This is a genomic window from Ligilactobacillus sp. WC1T17 (genome assembly GCA_900110005.1).
Taxonomy (GTDB): Bacteria; Bacillota; Bacilli; order Lactobacillales; family Lactobacillaceae; genus Ligilactobacillus; species Ligilactobacillus ruminis_A.
In genome coordinates, this window is sequence record FOCC01000002.1 from 194,662 (window position 1) to 211,278 (window position 16,617).

Annotated in this window: 12 protein-coding genes, 12 tRNA genes, 1 rRNA gene and 1 other annotated feature; of the genes, 1 reads left to right on the forward strand and 24 read right to left on the reverse strand. The window is 39.3% G+C overall.

Annotation, left to right across the window (positions count from 1 at the left end):
- Positions 1–27: 27 nt before the first annotated feature.
- The 3 genes from spxA to nrdD form a co-directional block, all read right to left on the reverse strand.
- Entirely contained in the window at positions 28–426 is a 399-nt protein-coding gene (spxA, locus tag BMX26_RS02125) for a transcriptional regulator SpxA (protein ID WP_075529823.1), read from the reverse strand.
- A gap of 336 nt (positions 427–762) precedes the next feature.
- Entirely contained in the window at positions 763–1,446 is a 684-nt protein-coding gene (gene nrdG, locus BMX26_RS02130; RefSeq protein ID WP_075529824.1) for an anaerobic ribonucleoside-triphosphate reductase activating protein, read from the reverse strand.
- Positions 1,436–3,598 (reverse strand): anaerobic ribonucleoside-triphosphate reductase, encoded by a 2,163-nt coding sequence (gene nrdD / locus BMX26_RS02135; RefSeq protein WP_075529825.1) that lies wholly within the window; start codon positions 3,596–3,598, stop codon positions 1,436–1,438. The genes nrdG and nrdD overlap by 11 nt, the downstream gene beginning before the upstream one ends.
- 279 nt (positions 3,599–3,877) lie before the next feature.
- Between nrdD and BMX26_RS02140 the strand changes: the two genes are divergently transcribed.
- Positions 3,878–4,441 carry a TIGR01440 family protein gene (locus BMX26_RS02140; protein ID WP_075529826.1) on the forward strand — a complete coding sequence of 188 codons (564 nt, stop codon included), beginning with the start codon at positions 3,878–3,880 and terminating at the stop codon, positions 4,439–4,441.
- Between the two features lie 34 nt (positions 4,442–4,475).
- Here BMX26_RS02140 and BMX26_RS02145 read toward each other — a convergent pair whose 3' ends face one another.
- From BMX26_RS02145 to rrf, 21 genes are all read right to left on the reverse strand, one after another.
- Positions 4,476–5,783 carry an ammonium transporter gene (locus BMX26_RS02145; protein WP_075529827.1) on the reverse strand — a complete coding sequence of 436 codons (1,308 nt, stop codon included), beginning with the start codon at positions 5,781–5,783 and terminating at the stop codon, positions 4,476–4,478.
- A gap of 172 nt (positions 5,784–5,955) precedes the next feature.
- Positions 5,956–7,602, reverse strand: coding sequence for a phosphoenolpyruvate carboxykinase (ATP) (locus BMX26_RS02150; RefSeq protein WP_075529828.1), 1,647 nt, complete (start codon positions 7,600–7,602; stop codon positions 5,956–5,958).
- Positions 7,603–7,767: 165 nt separating this feature from the next.
- Complete coding sequence (locus BMX26_RS02155; protein ID WP_075529829.1) at positions 7,768–7,926, reverse strand: FeoB-associated Cys-rich membrane protein; 159 nt, start codon at positions 7,924–7,926, stop codon at positions 7,768–7,770.
- Positions 7,927–10,047, reverse strand: coding sequence for a ferrous iron transport protein B (gene feoB, locus BMX26_RS02160; protein ID WP_075529830.1), 2,121 nt, complete (start codon positions 10,045–10,047; stop codon positions 7,927–7,929).
- On the reverse strand, positions 10,041–10,520 hold the full coding sequence (locus BMX26_RS02165) for a FeoA family protein (protein ID WP_075529831.1): 480 nt from the start codon (positions 10,518–10,520) through the stop codon (positions 10,041–10,043). The genes feoB and BMX26_RS02165 overlap by 7 nt, the downstream gene beginning before the upstream one ends.
- Positions 10,521–10,637: 117 nt before the next feature.
- Complete coding sequence (galT, locus tag BMX26_RS02170) at positions 10,638–12,107, reverse strand: UDP-glucose--hexose-1-phosphate uridylyltransferase (RefSeq protein WP_075529832.1); 1,470 nt, start codon at positions 12,105–12,107, stop codon at positions 10,638–10,640.
- A gap of 23 nt (positions 12,108–12,130) precedes the next feature.
- A complete protein-coding gene (locus tag BMX26_RS02175) occupies positions 12,131–13,297 on the reverse strand; it encodes a galactokinase (protein ID WP_075529833.1) in 1,167 nt (388 codons plus the stop codon).
- Positions 13,298–13,437: 140 nt separating this feature from the next.
- Positions 13,438–14,820 carry a branched-chain amino acid transport system II carrier protein gene (gene brnQ, locus BMX26_RS02180; protein WP_075529834.1) on the reverse strand — a complete coding sequence of 461 codons (1,383 nt, stop codon included), beginning with the start codon at positions 14,818–14,820 and terminating at the stop codon, positions 13,438–13,440.
- A gap of 81 nt (positions 14,821–14,901) precedes the next feature.
- Positions 14,902–15,157: a binding site (T-box leader), on the reverse strand.
- Positions 15,158–15,394: 237 nt separating this feature from the next.
- Positions 15,395–15,479 (reverse strand) — tRNA-Leu (locus tag BMX26_RS02185).
- Positions 15,480–15,517: 38 nt separating this feature from the next.
- Positions 15,518–15,588: transfer RNA gene (locus BMX26_RS02190), tRNA-Cys, on the reverse strand.
- Between the two features lie 30 nt (positions 15,589–15,618).
- Positions 15,619–15,690: transfer RNA gene (locus BMX26_RS02195), tRNA-Gln, on the reverse strand.
- Between the two features lie 6 nt (positions 15,691–15,696).
- Positions 15,697–15,769: transfer RNA gene (locus tag BMX26_RS02200), tRNA-His, on the reverse strand.
- 5 nt (positions 15,770–15,774) lie between these two features.
- Positions 15,775–15,848, reverse strand: a tRNA-Trp gene (locus tag BMX26_RS02205).
- Positions 15,849–15,857: 9 nt separating this feature from the next.
- Positions 15,858–15,940: transfer RNA gene (locus BMX26_RS02210), tRNA-Tyr, on the reverse strand.
- Position 15,941: 1 nt separating this feature from the next.
- Positions 15,942–16,017: transfer RNA gene (locus BMX26_RS02215), tRNA-Phe, on the reverse strand.
- A gap of 50 nt (positions 16,018–16,067) precedes the next feature.
- Positions 16,068–16,140, reverse strand: a tRNA-Asp gene (locus BMX26_RS02220).
- 10 nt (positions 16,141–16,150) lie between these two features.
- A tRNA-Val gene (locus BMX26_RS02225) sits at positions 16,151–16,223 on the reverse strand.
- Between the two features lie 5 nt (positions 16,224–16,228).
- A tRNA-Glu gene (locus tag BMX26_RS02230) sits at positions 16,229–16,300 on the reverse strand.
- Between the two features lie 10 nt (positions 16,301–16,310).
- A tRNA-Ser gene (locus tag BMX26_RS02235) sits at positions 16,311–16,401 on the reverse strand.
- A gap of 10 nt (positions 16,402–16,411) precedes the next feature.
- A tRNA-Asn gene (locus BMX26_RS02240) sits at positions 16,412–16,484 on the reverse strand.
- Between the two features lie 9 nt (positions 16,485–16,493).
- A 5S ribosomal RNA gene (gene rrf, locus BMX26_RS02245) occupies positions 16,494–16,610 on the reverse strand.
- Positions 16,611–16,617 lie beyond the last annotated feature (7 nt).

The following is a 16,617-nucleotide window of genomic DNA, read 5'->3' on the forward strand; positions in this document are numbered from 1 at the left end:
ACTGTCTGTCTATTAATCCAAGGTTAATTAAAATCCAGCTAACTCCTTGGCACGACGCAACTCTAAAGCACGAACTTCACGTGGTAAGAAGCAGCGAATTTCATCTTCATTATAACCCACTTGCAGTCGCTTTTCATCCATAATAATTGGTCTCCGCAATAAACCTGGATTTTTTTGTACTAAATCCAATAGTTCTTTCAGTGACAAATCATCAATATCAACGTTGAGATTCTTATATGCTTTAGAACGCGTTGAAATGATTTCTTCAGTCCCATCCTCAGTCACTTGCAAAATCTGCTTTAACTCATCAACTGTTAATGGTTCAGAAAAAATATTTCTTTCCTGATAAGGAATATTGTGTTCGTCAAGCCATGCACGTGCTTTACGGCAAGACGTGCAGCTTGGTGATGTATATAAGGTAACCATAAAAAAATCGCCCCTCTCAGAGTAAACCTGATGTAACCATACAATATATATCCTCACTTACTATTATACACTATGTTGCAACAATTAATGCCTTTTTTCTGTAATTTTTGTGTAATAATTTGTGAATTTTGTCTTTAGAATCATTTTAAAAATGTCACGCATAATTTCTTTTAACAATTATTTATTCACTTAACCAAAAATTAAGAATTAATTAACAAATAAGTTTAAACTTATTCTCATACATAATGTTCCATTATTCAACCCCTACTATGTGACATATTTTTAAAAAAAATTGCTAAAATAAGACGAAATATTAAAAATATTTCGTCTTATGTTTTATTTGAGCAATTTATCCCACAAAACGACTTTGTTTTGAGCTAGTGATTTTTTAACATCAATAATCCGCTGGTTAGAGCTGCCCCGAAATTGTAAGGTCAAATCTTTTAAATCTTCCATAAAGCGGCCATCAACCAAAATATCAATTTCATTTAGCAGGTCTAGCTTATCTTTTGAATCTTGTAAAAGTTCATCCCAGGTATAACCAGTCCAAGACCAGATATCTTTTTTATCTCCATATTCCTGTCGAATTCTGCGCGTTAATCGTAGACAAACCTGCGTATTTAAAAAGGGTTCGCCGCCAAGCAAAGTTAAACCTTGAACATAGTCTTCCCCTAAATCACGTAAAATCTGATCTTCCAATTCTTGCGTATAAGGTCGACCATAGTGGAAATTTTGCGCCACTTTATTGTAACATCCAGGGCAGGCAAACATGCAGCCGCTGACATATAAACTGCAACGCACCCCTTCACCATCAACAAAATTAAACGGCTTATAATCAGCAATATAGCCTTGACTTAAATCTTTAGCCAGCCATTCTTTAGGTTTGGGATTACGGGGTCCTTGGGCTTTTTTTGCCGCTCTAACCGGTTTTTTTACAGTTTTAGTACCTAATTTCAAATCAGCCTGCGAAATGAACTGAGTATCGCCGCCAATGCTGACGCGGATTTGATTATTGGACATCTTCAACCATCCCATTAGTCATATTCTTGGCTCTTGAAGCAATTTCTTTATGTCTGCCATGTACCATTGGCCGTTGCAAAGGATTACCTAAATAACCACAAGTCCGCTTAACGCAATCACAAGTTTTAGGATCGTGGTTACCACAGGTTGGGCATTCAAAGCCACGTTCGGTAGCTTTAAATTCACCTTGAAAACCACATTTATAGCAGTGATCAATAGGTGTATTAGTTCCTAAATAGCCAACTTTATCATAAGCAAAGTCCCAAACAGCTTCTAAAGCCTTTGGATTTTGCCTTAAGTTTGGATATTCGCAGTAATGAATAAAGCCGCCCGCAGCGTATTTAGGATAATCCATTTCAAAGGTTAACTTTTCAAATGGGGTTGGATGCTTGCGAACATCATAGTGGAAACTGTTCGTATAGTATTCCTTATCAGTAATATCTTTAACCTTGCCGAATTTTTGCGTATCTAAGCGGCAGAAGCGGTCGGTCAAAGATTCACTTGGTGTCGAGTAAACGGAATAGTGATAGCCGCTTTCTTTTGACCAGTCTTTGCAAGCTTCATACATTTTTTTCACAATAGATAAGGTGAAATCATGTGCTTCTTTGTTATGTTCCCAATTAGGTCCATAAAAAGTAGTTCCAACTTCATACAAGCCGATGTAACCTAAAGAAACTGTAGCCCGTTCGTTTTTAAATAACTCATTGACATCGCCACCGGCAGCTAAACGCTTGCCAAAGGCACCGTATTGGTATAAAATAGGCGCATTTTCCGGTATGGCATCTAAAACCCGCTTAACTTTGAATTGCAACGCTGTATGACAAATAGCCAAACGTTCTTGGAAGATTTTCCAAAATAAATCTTTATCTCCGTGCGCTTCTAAAGCAATCCGCGGTAAATTCATCGTTACAACACCTAAATTCATTCGGCCTGAATTAACTTCATTACCTTCACTATCTTTCCAGCCCTGTAAAAATGAACGACATCCCATCGGTGCTTTGAAACTGCCTGTAATATCAATAATCTTATCGTACATTAAAACATCAGGATACATTCTTTTGGTAGCACATTCCACGGCCAACTGCTTAATATCGTAGTTAGGATCTTGTGGACGAAGGTTTAAGCCTTTTTTCAAGGTAAATACTAATTTAGGAAAAATAGCTGTTCTCTTTTCGCGGCCTAAACCTTGAATTCTAATCTTCAAGATTGATTTTTGGATTTCACGTGAAATCCATGAAGTACCCAAACCAAAGCCTAACGTCGTAAAAGGTGTCTGTCCTTGTGATGAGAAAAGCGTATTAATTTCATATTCCAAAGCCTGCATGGCATCATAAATATCCTTTTTGGTACGCTTCTTGGCAAATTCTTCTTGCTTAGCCGGATCTTCGATATATTCTTTAGCTTCAGCCAAGTGCTTATCATAATTTTTTAAAGCAAATGGTTCCAAAACTTCATCCACCCGGTCGGCAGAACACCCACCGTATTGACTAGAAGCGACATTAGCAATGATTTGTGACATTTGGGCCGTAGCCGTTTGAATAGAATGCGGACTTTCTACTTCAGCATTGCCAATCTTAAAGCCGTTTGTCAGCATTTCTTTAAAATCGATCAAACAGCAATTAGTCATCGGACTCCATGGCGTATAGTCTAAATCATGATAATGAATTTCTCCACGCAAGTGCGCCTTAGCAACGTGTTCTGGCATCATTCTCAAACCTAAAGTCTTACCGACGGTTCCAGCAGTTAAATCACGTTGCGTATTAAAAACGTTACTGTCTTTATTGGCATTTTCATGAACTAAAGCGGGGTCTTTTTGTAAAAGACGTTCCAAACGATCAGTCGGATTAGTTTGCTTTTCCCAAGCGATTTCGCGCCGACGATGTTCATCCATATATGCTTGAGCTTTAGCAGCAAAACCCATTTGCGTTAAAATGTCAATCATTGCATCGTAGATATCAGCTGTTTCCACGGTTTCTTTACCAGCTAAGGCGTTATTTAAAGCTAAAAATAAGGCTTCTTTTTCGTCTTTTAAGCCCAACGCTTCAAAAATATAAGCTAACTTATATGGTGCAAACGGCATCTCGTATCCATCGCGCTTAATAACTGTTTTTGGCGCTGTTTTGCTTTTAATTTCATCTCTTACTTCCATCATCGTTAAGACCCCCACACTTTTACTTGAATATGAAAGACGCTTGGAAAAAGATACCAAGCGCCTTGACCAGCACAACTTTGTGTTCTTTATTTACAAGTAATATCATATAACGAAAAACCCTCAAACACAAGATATAGTTTTGCATTTTTGAAGCAACACTATATATTGCGTGAGCAAAATAATGTGAAACCTATGCAGCAGCAAGCTTTTGACTCGTGAAACATTTTTTAGCGGATGGTGTATAATGAAATACAACATATAGTGTGGAGGCGTATTTACTTGGAAATTGATTTAGAACAGGTTAAAAAAGATGTTAAAACCGGTCTGACTGAGTTATTGGGACAGGCCCGCTTAGAAGCCGGCGATATTGTCGTTTTAGGCTGCAGTACTAGTGAAATTCAAGGTCAGCACATTGGCAAGTATCCTAGTGTTGAAGTGGGACGTGCGGTAGTCAGCACCATGCTTTCTGTTTTAAAAACTAAAAAATTGCACTTAGCGGTTCAAGGATGTGAACATCTTAACCGGGCTTTGGTCGTTGAACGTCAAGTAGCTAAAGACAATCAGCTGGAAATCGTCACCGTCTTCCCCAGCGAGCATGCAGGCGGATCTTGCCAAATAGCCGCTTTTGAGCAAATGGATGATCCTGTTGAAGTTGAGCATATTACTGCTCAAGCTGGGATGGATATTGGCGATACTTCAATTGGCATGCATGTCAAATTTGTGCAAATTCCAGTTAGAACTTCAATTAAGGAGATTGGTTTAGCACACACTACTTACCTACGCTCACGTCCAAAATTAATCGGCGGAGCCCGGGCAAAATATAGCTGGGATCCATTTAATTAGACACAAAAAAAGAGGCCTAAATAGGCCTCTTTTTTTACCGGTATCTCGGTCCGTTTTGTCCTAATAAATGCGCCAATTGTCCTTGAAATTCATTGCGGTAGCGTTCCACTTCATGCGTACCGGCCATTGAGTCAACTTCTTCACCGTGTTCTCCGGCATCCAAGCCTTTAATTTCTTCAGCTTCAGGCACTCGCATTAAAATAAATTTACGTAAAATAACAATCAAAATAATAACTAAAATCGTCGTAAAAATAATCGTGAAGATAGTCCCAGCTAATTGCAAAACTACCTGATTCCAACCGCCACCGTAAAAAAGGCCGTTGTCAATCGCTTTATTAACTGATTTGCTGGCAAAAGCGCCTGTTAAAATCGAACCGGCAATCCCGGAAACTCCGTGACAGCCAAAAGCATCCAGCGGATCATCATACTTCAATTTGGGTTTGATATAGGTAATAAAACTAAAACTAATGCAGGTACATAAAATGCCGATGAAAAAGGCCCCTACAACCGTTACATACCCAGCACCAGGAGTAATGCCGACAAGGCCGCATAAGGCGCCTGTACATACCCCAACGAGCGATGGCTTTTGATTAACCTTCATTTCAAGCAGCATCCACATCATCATAGCACTGCCGGTTGCAATAGTCGTTGTAATAAATGCTTGCAAAGCAATGGTATTAACTGCCAATGCTGAACCAGCATTAAAACCATACCAGCCAATCCACAAGATGGCCGTTCCTAGCAAAACCCAAGGTAAATCATAATGATTGGTCTGCTTTTTAAGCCGCGGTCCTAAAAAGATGGATAAAACTAATGCGGTAATCCCCGCGTTAATATGAACCACCGTACCACCGGCAAAATCTAACACTCCTGCTTTAAATAAAAAGCCCTGCGAACTCCAAACAATGTGGACCAAAGGGTAATAAATCAGTAAAGTCCACAAAATAATGAAGGCCAGCAAAAAATTAAAGCGCATGCGTCCGACAATCGCGCCGACAAATAAAGCAGGTGTAATAATAGCGAACATCATCTCAAAAATCAGATAAGTTCCAAGATTAATCTTGGCATCCTGATTAACAATTTGACCTAAATCAAGCCCACTTAAAAAAAGATGCTTGACGTGTCCAATAATCCCAAAACTGTCACCATTAAAGCATAATTCATAACCTACAAAGCAAAATAAAAGCACTGCCACACCGCAAATAATAAAAACGGACAGCATGGTATTAACAACATTTTTCCGTGACACTAAACCGCCGTAAAAAAAAGCTAATCCTGGTGTCATGCAAAAAACCAAAATACTCGACATAATCAAAAAAACCGTATTTGCTTCATTAATCATTTCAACATCCCCCTTAGCTTATGTCATAAATTCTAACATAACTAGCTATTTTTTCAAGGGAAAAATTATAAAAAAGTATTTTTTTCGCGGTGCATGTCATAATATATCACATTCGTGTTAAAGCAAAATAAAAGCAGAACGACTTATTTAGGCGTTCTGCTTTTAACTGTCTTTACTTCAATTTGTCAATTAAGCCTTCAAGGCATTGTCTTATTTCGGCCGGCAATGGCGCATAAGTATGTGTCTTTTCGTAATTATCAATCCAATCACGACGAATTTCCAAGCGGGTCTTTAATTCGTTGACGTAGGCTTCATCGCTAAAATCAACTTCATAACCATCAAGCGGCATATAACTCATACCTTTTAAAGTTCCAAACGGCTTCCACTTATCTTTTTCATTGGCAATATCTTCCAAAATGCCCAAGGTAATTTCTTTTTTGATATCCTTGCCGTTAAAATCAGCCGTATTAACAATGTAGCAGCTAACTTTCTGCTTTTCAAATAATTCTTTGAAATCATGATAGTCTTCAGCTAAAGGATAAGCTCTAAATGGATCAGCGAATGGTTCAATCACTAAAGCGTTGCGGTCACCAGCAACCACGTTTTCGGCTGTTGACCGCTTGGTAGCCAAGGTAACCCCGAAAGTTGCGGCTAAAACAGGGGCTTCTAATTTGACTACCGGCGGCAAACTATTATCCTTCATAATCCAAAAAATAGAGGTAATTTTAGCTGGCTCCTTATCAACTCGATTAACTGAAGCATAGCGTGATTTAATGGTACGGCCATTGCCATTGCGCAAATCTTCAGTCACTAATACCTTTTTGCCATCCCGATTGAGCGTAACCCCAACATTCATCACAGTGGTAAAGAACGTTGTTTCCTTGGTACCAGGCAGATAATCATTGGTCTTGTCAAAATAAGCCGGTTCCAAAGCTACAGAACTGCCATCGTGTCGGTTAATAACAAAAGCATCATCGTGTAAAACCGTAATGTCAAATTTACCGTCGTGCTTTGCATGGGTTAATGTTGATTTACCAGAACCAGATAAACCATAAAAGGCAAAGACTTTATCATCACGATCTTTAAAGTGGAAGGCTTTTTCGCCCCCATGGCAGGCAGTGTAGCCATTACGATGTGCTGTTGCCCATGCCAAAGTCAAAGTTGCCTTCTTAAGCTCGCCAAAATAACGCAATCCTAAAATAGCTGCAGCATTATGTGCGGCATCAATAATTACCAATCCATTAGGATAAGACGAGTCTGACCAGTACGGATCACAATAGAGGTAAATATCTCCTTCATCGTATTGTTTTGATTTGGCATAACGCTGAGCATAAGTTTCATTTAAAACTTGGAAATTAAGCATATAGGATAAAAGATTAACTTCAAATCCTTCAGCCAAAGCCAAGTGAGCTTTTACCATAAAGTCTTCATCTAGGCCCACCAAGACATCCGTCGTGTAGAATTTATGCTGACTGCCATAATAAATTGCTTCACGCAAAACCCCGTTTAATTGATCTGAATCAACCTCAGGCGAATCAATTAATCTTCTAGCCGCTGCCGTGCGACCGACAACTTGGCCATGATTATCAACGAGCATCTTAGCATCATGCGGCAATCCTAATTCGTCCGTATGAATAATCGGCAAATCCGTCACAATTGTATTAGGGTTGGCTGCTGCCAACCGGTAAGCTGTAGCCGGATCAGAGATATGTTCCATGTTATTTCCATAAAAAGCCGTTTCAATAGTTGTTCGCGTCCGTGAGAAAATCGCATTACGCTTATTAATATCTTCTTCGGCAAAATTTCCATAAGTACTCATTTTATCAACTCCAATCAAAAATTAAAGGCTAGTTTAGTAACCGCTTTTTTACACCTAGAGTATAGCACAGAAAACGGTACCATACAATTACTTCGATTTAATCGTGAATATTTTCACTAAAAAAGCTAAAAAATAGTGCTCAACCAAAGCTAAGCACTATCTTTTTTAATGATGATTAGTATTCATTTGCTGTCTATCTGCTAAAGGGCAACCCTGGTCGTGGCATGAATGGCACCCGCCTTTACTTCTTTTAATAAAGCGCGTATATCCCACATAAAAAAAGGCTCCAAAAATTAAAATTGCTAAAATAACAGTCGCTATCATTTAAATTCCTTCTTCCATAACTTGCGCTTGTTGGCCATCAAATTCAGTTTTAGGTTTTTTGAGTACTAAGGCATATAAAGAAATAAGCAGTACGAAAATAACCGCCAAAACATTCAGCCATGTATAATGGCCGCCGATAATCAATGAACTTTGATAAATCAATAAAGCAAATAAATAAGCCACTACCGTTTGATACGTTACCGCTCTAAGTGTCCAACGGTAATCCCCAAATTCCTTATTCATTGCTCCAATAGCTGCAAAACACGGTGCACACAACATATTAAACACCAAAAAGGCATAAGCTCCAAAATTAGAAAAATGACTTACCATTAACTGGTTGAAGACATGCGTACTTGGGTTGCCAAAGGTCACTTGAATCGTACTGATGCAATTTTCCTTAGCAATCAACCCGGCAAAGATAGCCGCACAAGCATGCCAATCGCCAAAGCCCAATGGTTTAAATAAAGGTACGAATATGCTGCCGATTGTTTTTAGCACACTTTGTGATTGCGGAACAATCTGCATTTTATAATTAAAAGTCGATAAAAACCAAATCATTACTACCGAGGCAAAAATAATCGTACCCGCTTTTTTTACAAAGGCAATTGATCTTTCATAAGAGTAACGCAACACATTAGAAACCTTAGGCAGGTGATAAGCCGGCAACTCCATGACAAAAGGCTGCGTTGGACCCGCAAAAAGACGCGTTTTTTTCAGGAAAATACCTGAACACACGACCGCAATCATGCCAATAAAATAGGCCGATGGCGCTACCCAGCTTTTCCCTTTAAAGAAAGTCCCAGCAATCAAACCGATAATGGTCAACTTAGCTGAACAAGGCATAAAAGTCGTCAGCATAATGGTCATTTTGCGGTCTTTTTCACTTTCAATCGTCCGCGTTGACATCACCCCCGGCACACCACAGCCAGTCGAAATCAGCAAGGGAATAAATGATTTACCGGATAAGTTAAATTTGTGAAAAATGCGATCCATCACAAAAGCGACCCGTGCAATATAACCACAATCTTCCAAAATACCTAAACACAAGAATAAAACTGCAATTTGCGGCAAAAAGCCTAAGACCGAACCAACGCCACCAATGATACCGTCAATAATTAAACTCTTCATCCACGAAGCCACTTGCCAGCTATTAAGCAAGCTTTCAGCTGTATCAGGGATATATTTTCCAAATAAAACATCGTTCACCCAGTCGGTTCCCATTGTCCCTAATGTTTGAATCGACAAATAATAAACTGCCCACATCACTAGTACAAAAATAGGTAATGCTAAAATGCGATTTGTAACCACCAAATCAACATAATCGGATAAGGTCATCGCAAAATCATCTTTATCAATGACACACATATCGATAATTCGTGCCAAGTAATCATAGCGCACATTGGCAATGATGCTTTCGCACTCATCATCAAAAATTTTTTCAGCCATTTGGATTAATTCGGTAATTTTAGCTTTACGACTCGCATCCAATTCGATTTGCTGCCAAATACGTTCATCTTTTTCAAAAAACTTAATGGCATAAAAACGAACGCTATCAGCCGGCACAATTCCCGTCAACTGCTCACCAATCATGGCTAAGGCTGATTCCAGGCGGTCATCATACTGCGGAAATTCATAAGCAGCAGGCTCATGTTGCATTAAAGTAATTAATTTATCCAAATTAGTCTTTTTTAAAGCACTGATACCAACCACTGGTACGCCTAACATATAAGCTAATTTTTTTAAATTAATCTTTTTGCCCTGCTTCTTGAGCAAATCCATCATATTGACCGCACAAATCATCGGAATACCTGTTTCCATCAACTGTAAAGTCAAATATAAATTTCGTTCAAGGTTAGTTCCATCTAAAACATTGACGATAACGTCGGGACGCTGTTCAATTAAATATTTACGCGAAACCACCTCTTCTAAAGAATACGGCGAAAGCGAATAAATCCCCGGCAGGTCATCAATCACTACTTCAGGATGCTTTTTTAAAATTCCTGTTTTGCGTTCAACCGTAACTCCCGGCCAATTACCAACAAATTGATTGGATCCTGTCAAAGCATTAAAAAGTGTGGTTTTGCCACAATTGGCATTACCAGCAAGTGCTATTTTCAAAATTCTTCCTCCTTAACCAAAATATTATGTGCTTCTTGTTTTCGCAAGGAAAGCTTATAACCTCGAAGGATTAATTCCAAAGGGTCGCCCAAGGGTGCAACTTGTTTGACTGTCACCAAAGTATTTTTGGTTAAGCCCATATCCATTAAACGTCGCCGCAATTCTTTAGATCCGGTAATTTTGGCTACGACACAGGTCTTTTTTAAAGCTACTTCATCTAAAGAAATCAAGTCCTGTTCTTCTAAAGAATCAACATCCAAAATCTTAATACAAGCTCCCATTTGCTCACTCACAGCTAAACGTTGCCCCTGAAAATAAATCAACAAGCCGCTATTTGAGCTAGACGTTGCAATCACTGTAATAACTTTCCCTCTCAACATGCCTAATTCCGTTAAACGTCTCGTCAAGGCCTTACTGCCTTTGATTTCAGAAATAATATAACGCCCCTTGTGTTTAGCCTCTGCTAGCGTCGCCATTTGCCAGCCCCTCTTTTCTAATTGAGAATCATTATCATTTAAAATTAGAGTAACATAATAAACCCCCTTTAGCAAGACACTAAAGGGGGTTATTTATAAAAATTAACTTATTAACTTTTAAACTAAACCAACACTTTGAACAAAACGCATGAAAGCTTCATGTCCTTGAGAATTACGCTTGTAAACGCCTGCATCTTCTAAGACGCGGGCAAAAACTTTACCGGTTTCTTGTTCAACAACATTTTTAATATTTTCTTCATTTAAGTTTTGATACCTAGCCTTCAATTCATCGGCCCAAACTTGGTGGTAAGCTTTTATTTCATTAGGCTGATCCAAAAGATATTTAGCTACTTCTTGCAATTCTACTTGCAGCCGTGGCGGTAAAATAGCTAAGCCCATAACCTCAATTAAACCGATATTTTCTTTTTTAATGTGTTGTACATCTTGATGCGGATGGAAAATACCGTCAGGAAATTCGCCACTGGTTTGGTTATCTCTTAAAACCAAATCTAATTCATACCGTCCATCCCGCATACGGGCAATCGGTGTAATAGTATGGTGGCTTTCACCATCCGAAAAGGCCTTGATATTAACGCTAGTATCACTATAATCACGCCATTGAGCCAAAATTTTGGCAGCCAACTTAATTAATGGTTCACGCTTAGCTGAATTTAAACGAATAACCGACATCGGCCATTTAACAATCCCTGCTTTAACTTCTTCAAAACCTTTAAAGGTAAAGGTATCTTCCAAAGCCGCCTTTTCCATGGCAAAGGTATGCCGTCCACCTTGGTAATGTTCATGCGTTAAAATCGATCCACCCACAATTGGCAAATCAGCATTGCTACCTACAAAATAACCTGGGAATTTGGCAATAATGTCAAGCAAATTAGCAAAAGTACTTTCATTGATAACCATCGGTTCATGCTTCGTATCTAAGAAAATACAGTGTTCATTAAAGTAGGCATAAGGAGAATATTGGAATCCCCACGTATCTTGGCCTAAATTAAAGCAGATAATCCGGTGATTAGTCCGAGCAGGATGGTCTAACCGGCCATAATAGCCTTCATTTTCTAAACACAATTGGCATTTGGGATAACCCGATGGCGCCATTTTTTTAGCTAAAGCAATCTGCTTAGGATCTTTTTCAGGCTTAGAAAGATTAATGGTGATTTCTAAATCACCGTAATCAGTCGGTGTTTTAAAGTAAATATTTTTAGCAATCGCTTTCGTTTTGATATAATCATTAGTTTTACTTAAAGCATAAAAGTCAGCAATCGCTTTAGCAGGGTCTTGTTGATAAATTTCATTGAATCTGCGATTGAGCACGCTTGGAATTGGCGTCACTAAATCCATTAATTCAGCTCCTAAATTATCTTTATGCGCTGCTAAATCATCGATTTTTCCATTAGCACATGCTTGTTCTACTAAAAGATCCTTTAATTCAATCAAATCCATTTTATCACTTGCTTGCGTCTCGCATGTACCAGTTAAATGTAAAACATGATTATACAAATAAACTTGGTCTAAAGATGTATAATCTGACTGCGCAATAACTTGTTTTACAAAAGCTTCTATCAAATTCACTTTAACTCACCAACTTTTCTTAATTAATCTAATACACAAGTTCCATTAGCTACCTGAGCAATGTAAAATGACGGTGCATAACCAATTTTTTCAATATAAGCCTTGCCTACATTTTCTTTGAAGCTGTCAACACAGTCTTTAGCTACAATAGCAATACCACAGCCACCGAAGCCGGCACCTGTCATTCTAGCACCTAAAACCCCTGCTTGCTTCCAAGCAGTATGAGCCAAAGTATCTAATTCAACACCGGTAACTTCATAATCATGTTCAAGTGAAACATGAGAAGCATTGATTAGACGACCAAATTTATCCAAATCGCCTGCCTCTAAAGCCCGTTCAGCTCGTAAAGTGCGTTGATTTTCCGACACAGCATGACGTGCCCGCTTCAAACGTGCTTCGTCTTCAATGAGGTAGCTGTATTCATCAAAAGTATCTTCATCCAATTCCCCTAAAGAGTTAATTGAAAGTTCTTGTTGCAATTCAGCCAAAGCCTTTTCACATTCAGTGCGGCGTTCATTGTATTTAGAATCAGCCAATTCCCGTTTCTTATTAGTATTCATAATAACAATTACGTTGTCCTTTAAGTCAAGCGGTACTGGTGTATATTCCAAAGTATTGGTATCTAATAACAAAGCTTTTCCTGCTTGACCCATTCCAATCGCAAATTGATCCATAATTCCAGAATTAACCCCAATGAAGTCATTTTCCGTCTTTTGACCTAACTTAACTAAGTCTAAGCGTTCAGTCTTCAATTGGAACAATTCTTGGCAAATAATACCGATTAATAATTCCAATGAAGAGGATGATGAAAGGCCTGAAGCATTAGGAATATTACCTTCAATGTAGACATCCATCCCTTGATTAACACTGTATCCGGCTTCATTCAAAAATTTAATCATGCCTTTAGCATAGTTGGTCCAATTATCTTCAGCCTTATAAACTAAATCATCCAAAGATGTTTCGATAATACCTTTATCTTTAAAGTTAGCTGAATAAAAACGCAATTTACGGTCAGCCCTCTTCTTAGCAGCCCCATATGTTCCTAAAGTAATTGCACACGGAAAGACGTGACCACCATTGTAGTCCGTGTGTTCACCAATTAAATTAATCCGTCCTGGCGAGAAGAATGTTCCTTCTGGGTTTACTCCAAAAATATCATTAAATTTTGATACTAATTCTGCTTTTTCCATAATTTTTCAACTCCATTAGTAAATATCTTTTTTCTACTCTTTAACTTTACTATGTTTTACTAAATTATGCAAGCGCTATTTTTAGTAAATTTTGTTTTTTTAGTAAAATAAAAAAGAGGCTTAAAAGCCTCTTTTAGTATTTAATCTTCTGCTTCAACTATCACCTTTTGTTTTCCGGCTAAATGATAGCGATACACCAACAAGCCAAAGCTAAAACCTAAAATAGCCGGAATCAGCCACGATAAACCTAAGTCGGCTAACGGCAAATACGAACGCAACGTCAAAAGGCTCTTTCCCATAGCACTTTGTGTAACTAAACTTGGTGCAGCTGCCACCATATCTAAAAAGGCCGGAATAAACGTCATAACAATAGTTGTTAAGTAAACAAAGCTGTTTTTCTTAAAAAAGCTAGAGAAAACAGATAAGAAAATCAAGACCATTGCCAGTGGATATAAAAACATTAAAATCGGCGTTGACCAGGAAATGATTTGTGCTAAACCAACATTAGCTGTTAAGAAGGAGGCAAAACTTGATAAAAATAGCCATTGATGGTAGCTGACTTTAGGAAAATGCTTATGGAAATCCTGCGCAAAAGCTGCTACTAAGCCAACTGCCGTCGTTAAACAAGTCAGTGTAATCAAAACAGCCAAAAAGGCTTGACCAATTACACCAGCATATGCATTAACTAATTGAGAAAAAGCTACCCCTCCATCAGCGGAAACCTTGAATTCTCCAAGCGACATTGCTCCCGTAACGATTAACAGCAGATAGATAACAGCCACAGCCGACATACCGACAAGGCCAGCCTTAGCTGTTACCTTAGCAACAGAAGCAGGTTTCTTATACCCCATTGATTTTACAGCTGTAACTACCGTAACTCCAAAAGCCAAGCCAGCTAAAGCATCTAACGTGTTATACCCTTCTAAAAAGCCGTTAATAAAGGCCCCATTATTATAAGCAGAAGTTGCAGCCACTTTCATCGGGTTGCCTAAAGGATGTAAGAAAGCAACGGTAAAGAATAAAAAGAGTAGGGCTAAAAAAATGGGATTTAATAATTTACCTAAATTAGAAACAATCTTGCTTTCGGTATATGAAATTAAAAAAGCAATTGTAAAAAAGATGGCTGAAAAAATTAATAAAGCAGGTGTTTGGAATTTAGCGGGAATTAATGGTGCAAAACCGACCGCAAAAGAAACCGTCGCTGTTCTGGGTGTACCAAATAAAGGACCGATTGTAGCATGGATCAAAACCATGAAAACTAACGCAAAACTAGGTCCCAAAGGCAGACCAATATCATATACCCCTCTAGATTTGGTCAGAGCAATCGCTAAAACAGACATTAGCGGAAGCAGCACCCCCGTCACTAAAAAGCCTAAAGCCGCGGGTAACCAATGTTGACCTGAAAGCTGGCCTAAATGCAACGGAAAAATCAAATTGCCTGCCCCAAAAAATAAGGCAAACAGCATTGAAGCAACTAAAAGATAGTCTTTAACAGTTAATTTTTTTTCAGTTAAATCTTTCATTATATAACCTCTTCTCTAAAGCTTTGAAATCAAAAGCGAACTATTTTTCCGGAAAAAAAATCCCTGAGCTGCCTACTGCAACTCAGGGACGCTAAATGCGTGGTACCACCCTACATTTTTAGCTATATCACTATAACTAACTTTCACGTGCAGCCTAGCCTAAAGCTAAGCGATACGCTAACACGATAATGGGTGTCACCACTGAACCTTACTATGAGTCATCAATTCAGGCCAATACTCGAAAGTGATTTTCACAAAACATCAACTTACCCTCTCTCACCAATTAGGGCTCGCTTTAAGCTTCAACTTTGCTACTCTTCTTTCTCAATGCGTTCGTATATGATTTTCTATGTACTTGATTATAGAGACATTGCTTAAGCAAGTCAAGTAATATTTTAATTTTTTCATTTTTTTATCATAATTGCGAATTAATCGTGTTTATCTTCAATATTAGCCATAAAAAATTCACTTATTTGCTTTTTATCATGAGGAAAGATTTAAATTAATATTATTATTTTTATCATTAAACTAATAATATATAAAAAAAGAGCTTGCTACTGCAAGCTCTTAAAAATACCGGTGATCGGGGTCGAACCGATACGTCCTCAACGGACACTGGATTTTGAGTCCAGCGCGTCTGCCAATTCCGCCACACCGGCATAATCACCAAGACTAGCCGCACAAGTCAAGCGACTAAAGGCGGTAACCGGAATCGAACCGGTGATGAAGGTTTTGCAGACCTCTGCCTTACCGCTTGGCTATACCGCCATAGATATTAAAAAAAGAGGAAACCTCTAATTGGGGTAACTGGATTCGAACCAGTGCATGACGGTACCAAAAACCGTTGCCTTACCGCTTGGCTATACCCCAATAAAGGGCGGTAGGTGGGAATCGAACCCACGCGTGCCGGAGCCACAATCCGGTGCGTTAACCACTTCGCCACTACCGCCATCATGGCAGGGATAGTAGGAATCGAACCCACACTGACGGTTTTGGAGACCGTAGTTCTACCTTTAAACTATATCCCTATCATGCAATGGAAGGGAGTGGATTCGAACCACCGAACCCGAAGGAGCGGATTTACAGTCCGCCGCGTTTAGCCAGACTTCGCTACCCTTCCATGGTGGCGCGGGACGGAATCGAACCGCCGACACAAGGAGCTTCAATCCTTTGCTCTACCGACTGAGCTACCGAGCCACAATGTTGATAATAATAAATATTAACTTATATGCGCTATTGAAACGCAACGGTCCTAGCCGGATTTGAACCGGCGATCTCCTGCGTGACAGGCAGGCGTGATAACCCCTACACCATAGGACCATGGAATAAGTGGAGGATACAGGGCTCGAACCTGTGACCCTCTGCTTGTAAGGCAGACGCTCTCCCAACTGAGCTAATCCTCCAAAAGTGACCCGTACGGGATTTGAACCCATGTTACCGCCGTGAAAGGGCGGTGTCTTAACCACTTGACCAACGGGCCATAACAGCAACGGAGAGTGAGGGATTCGAACCCTCGAAGGAGGTCATTACCCCCTTACATGATTTCCAATCATGCTCCTTCGGCCTCTCGGACAACTCTCCATTTATTAAACTCCGGCAGGCGGACTCGAACCGTCGACAGCCTGATTAACAGTCAGGTGCTCTACCAACTGAGCTATGCCGGAATAATAACAGCACGGCAACGTCCTACCCTCACAGGGGGCGATCCCCCAACTACTCTCGGCGCTATCAAGCTTAACTTCTGTGTTCGGAATGGGAACAGGTGTATCCTTGATGCCATCATCACCGCACTATTTA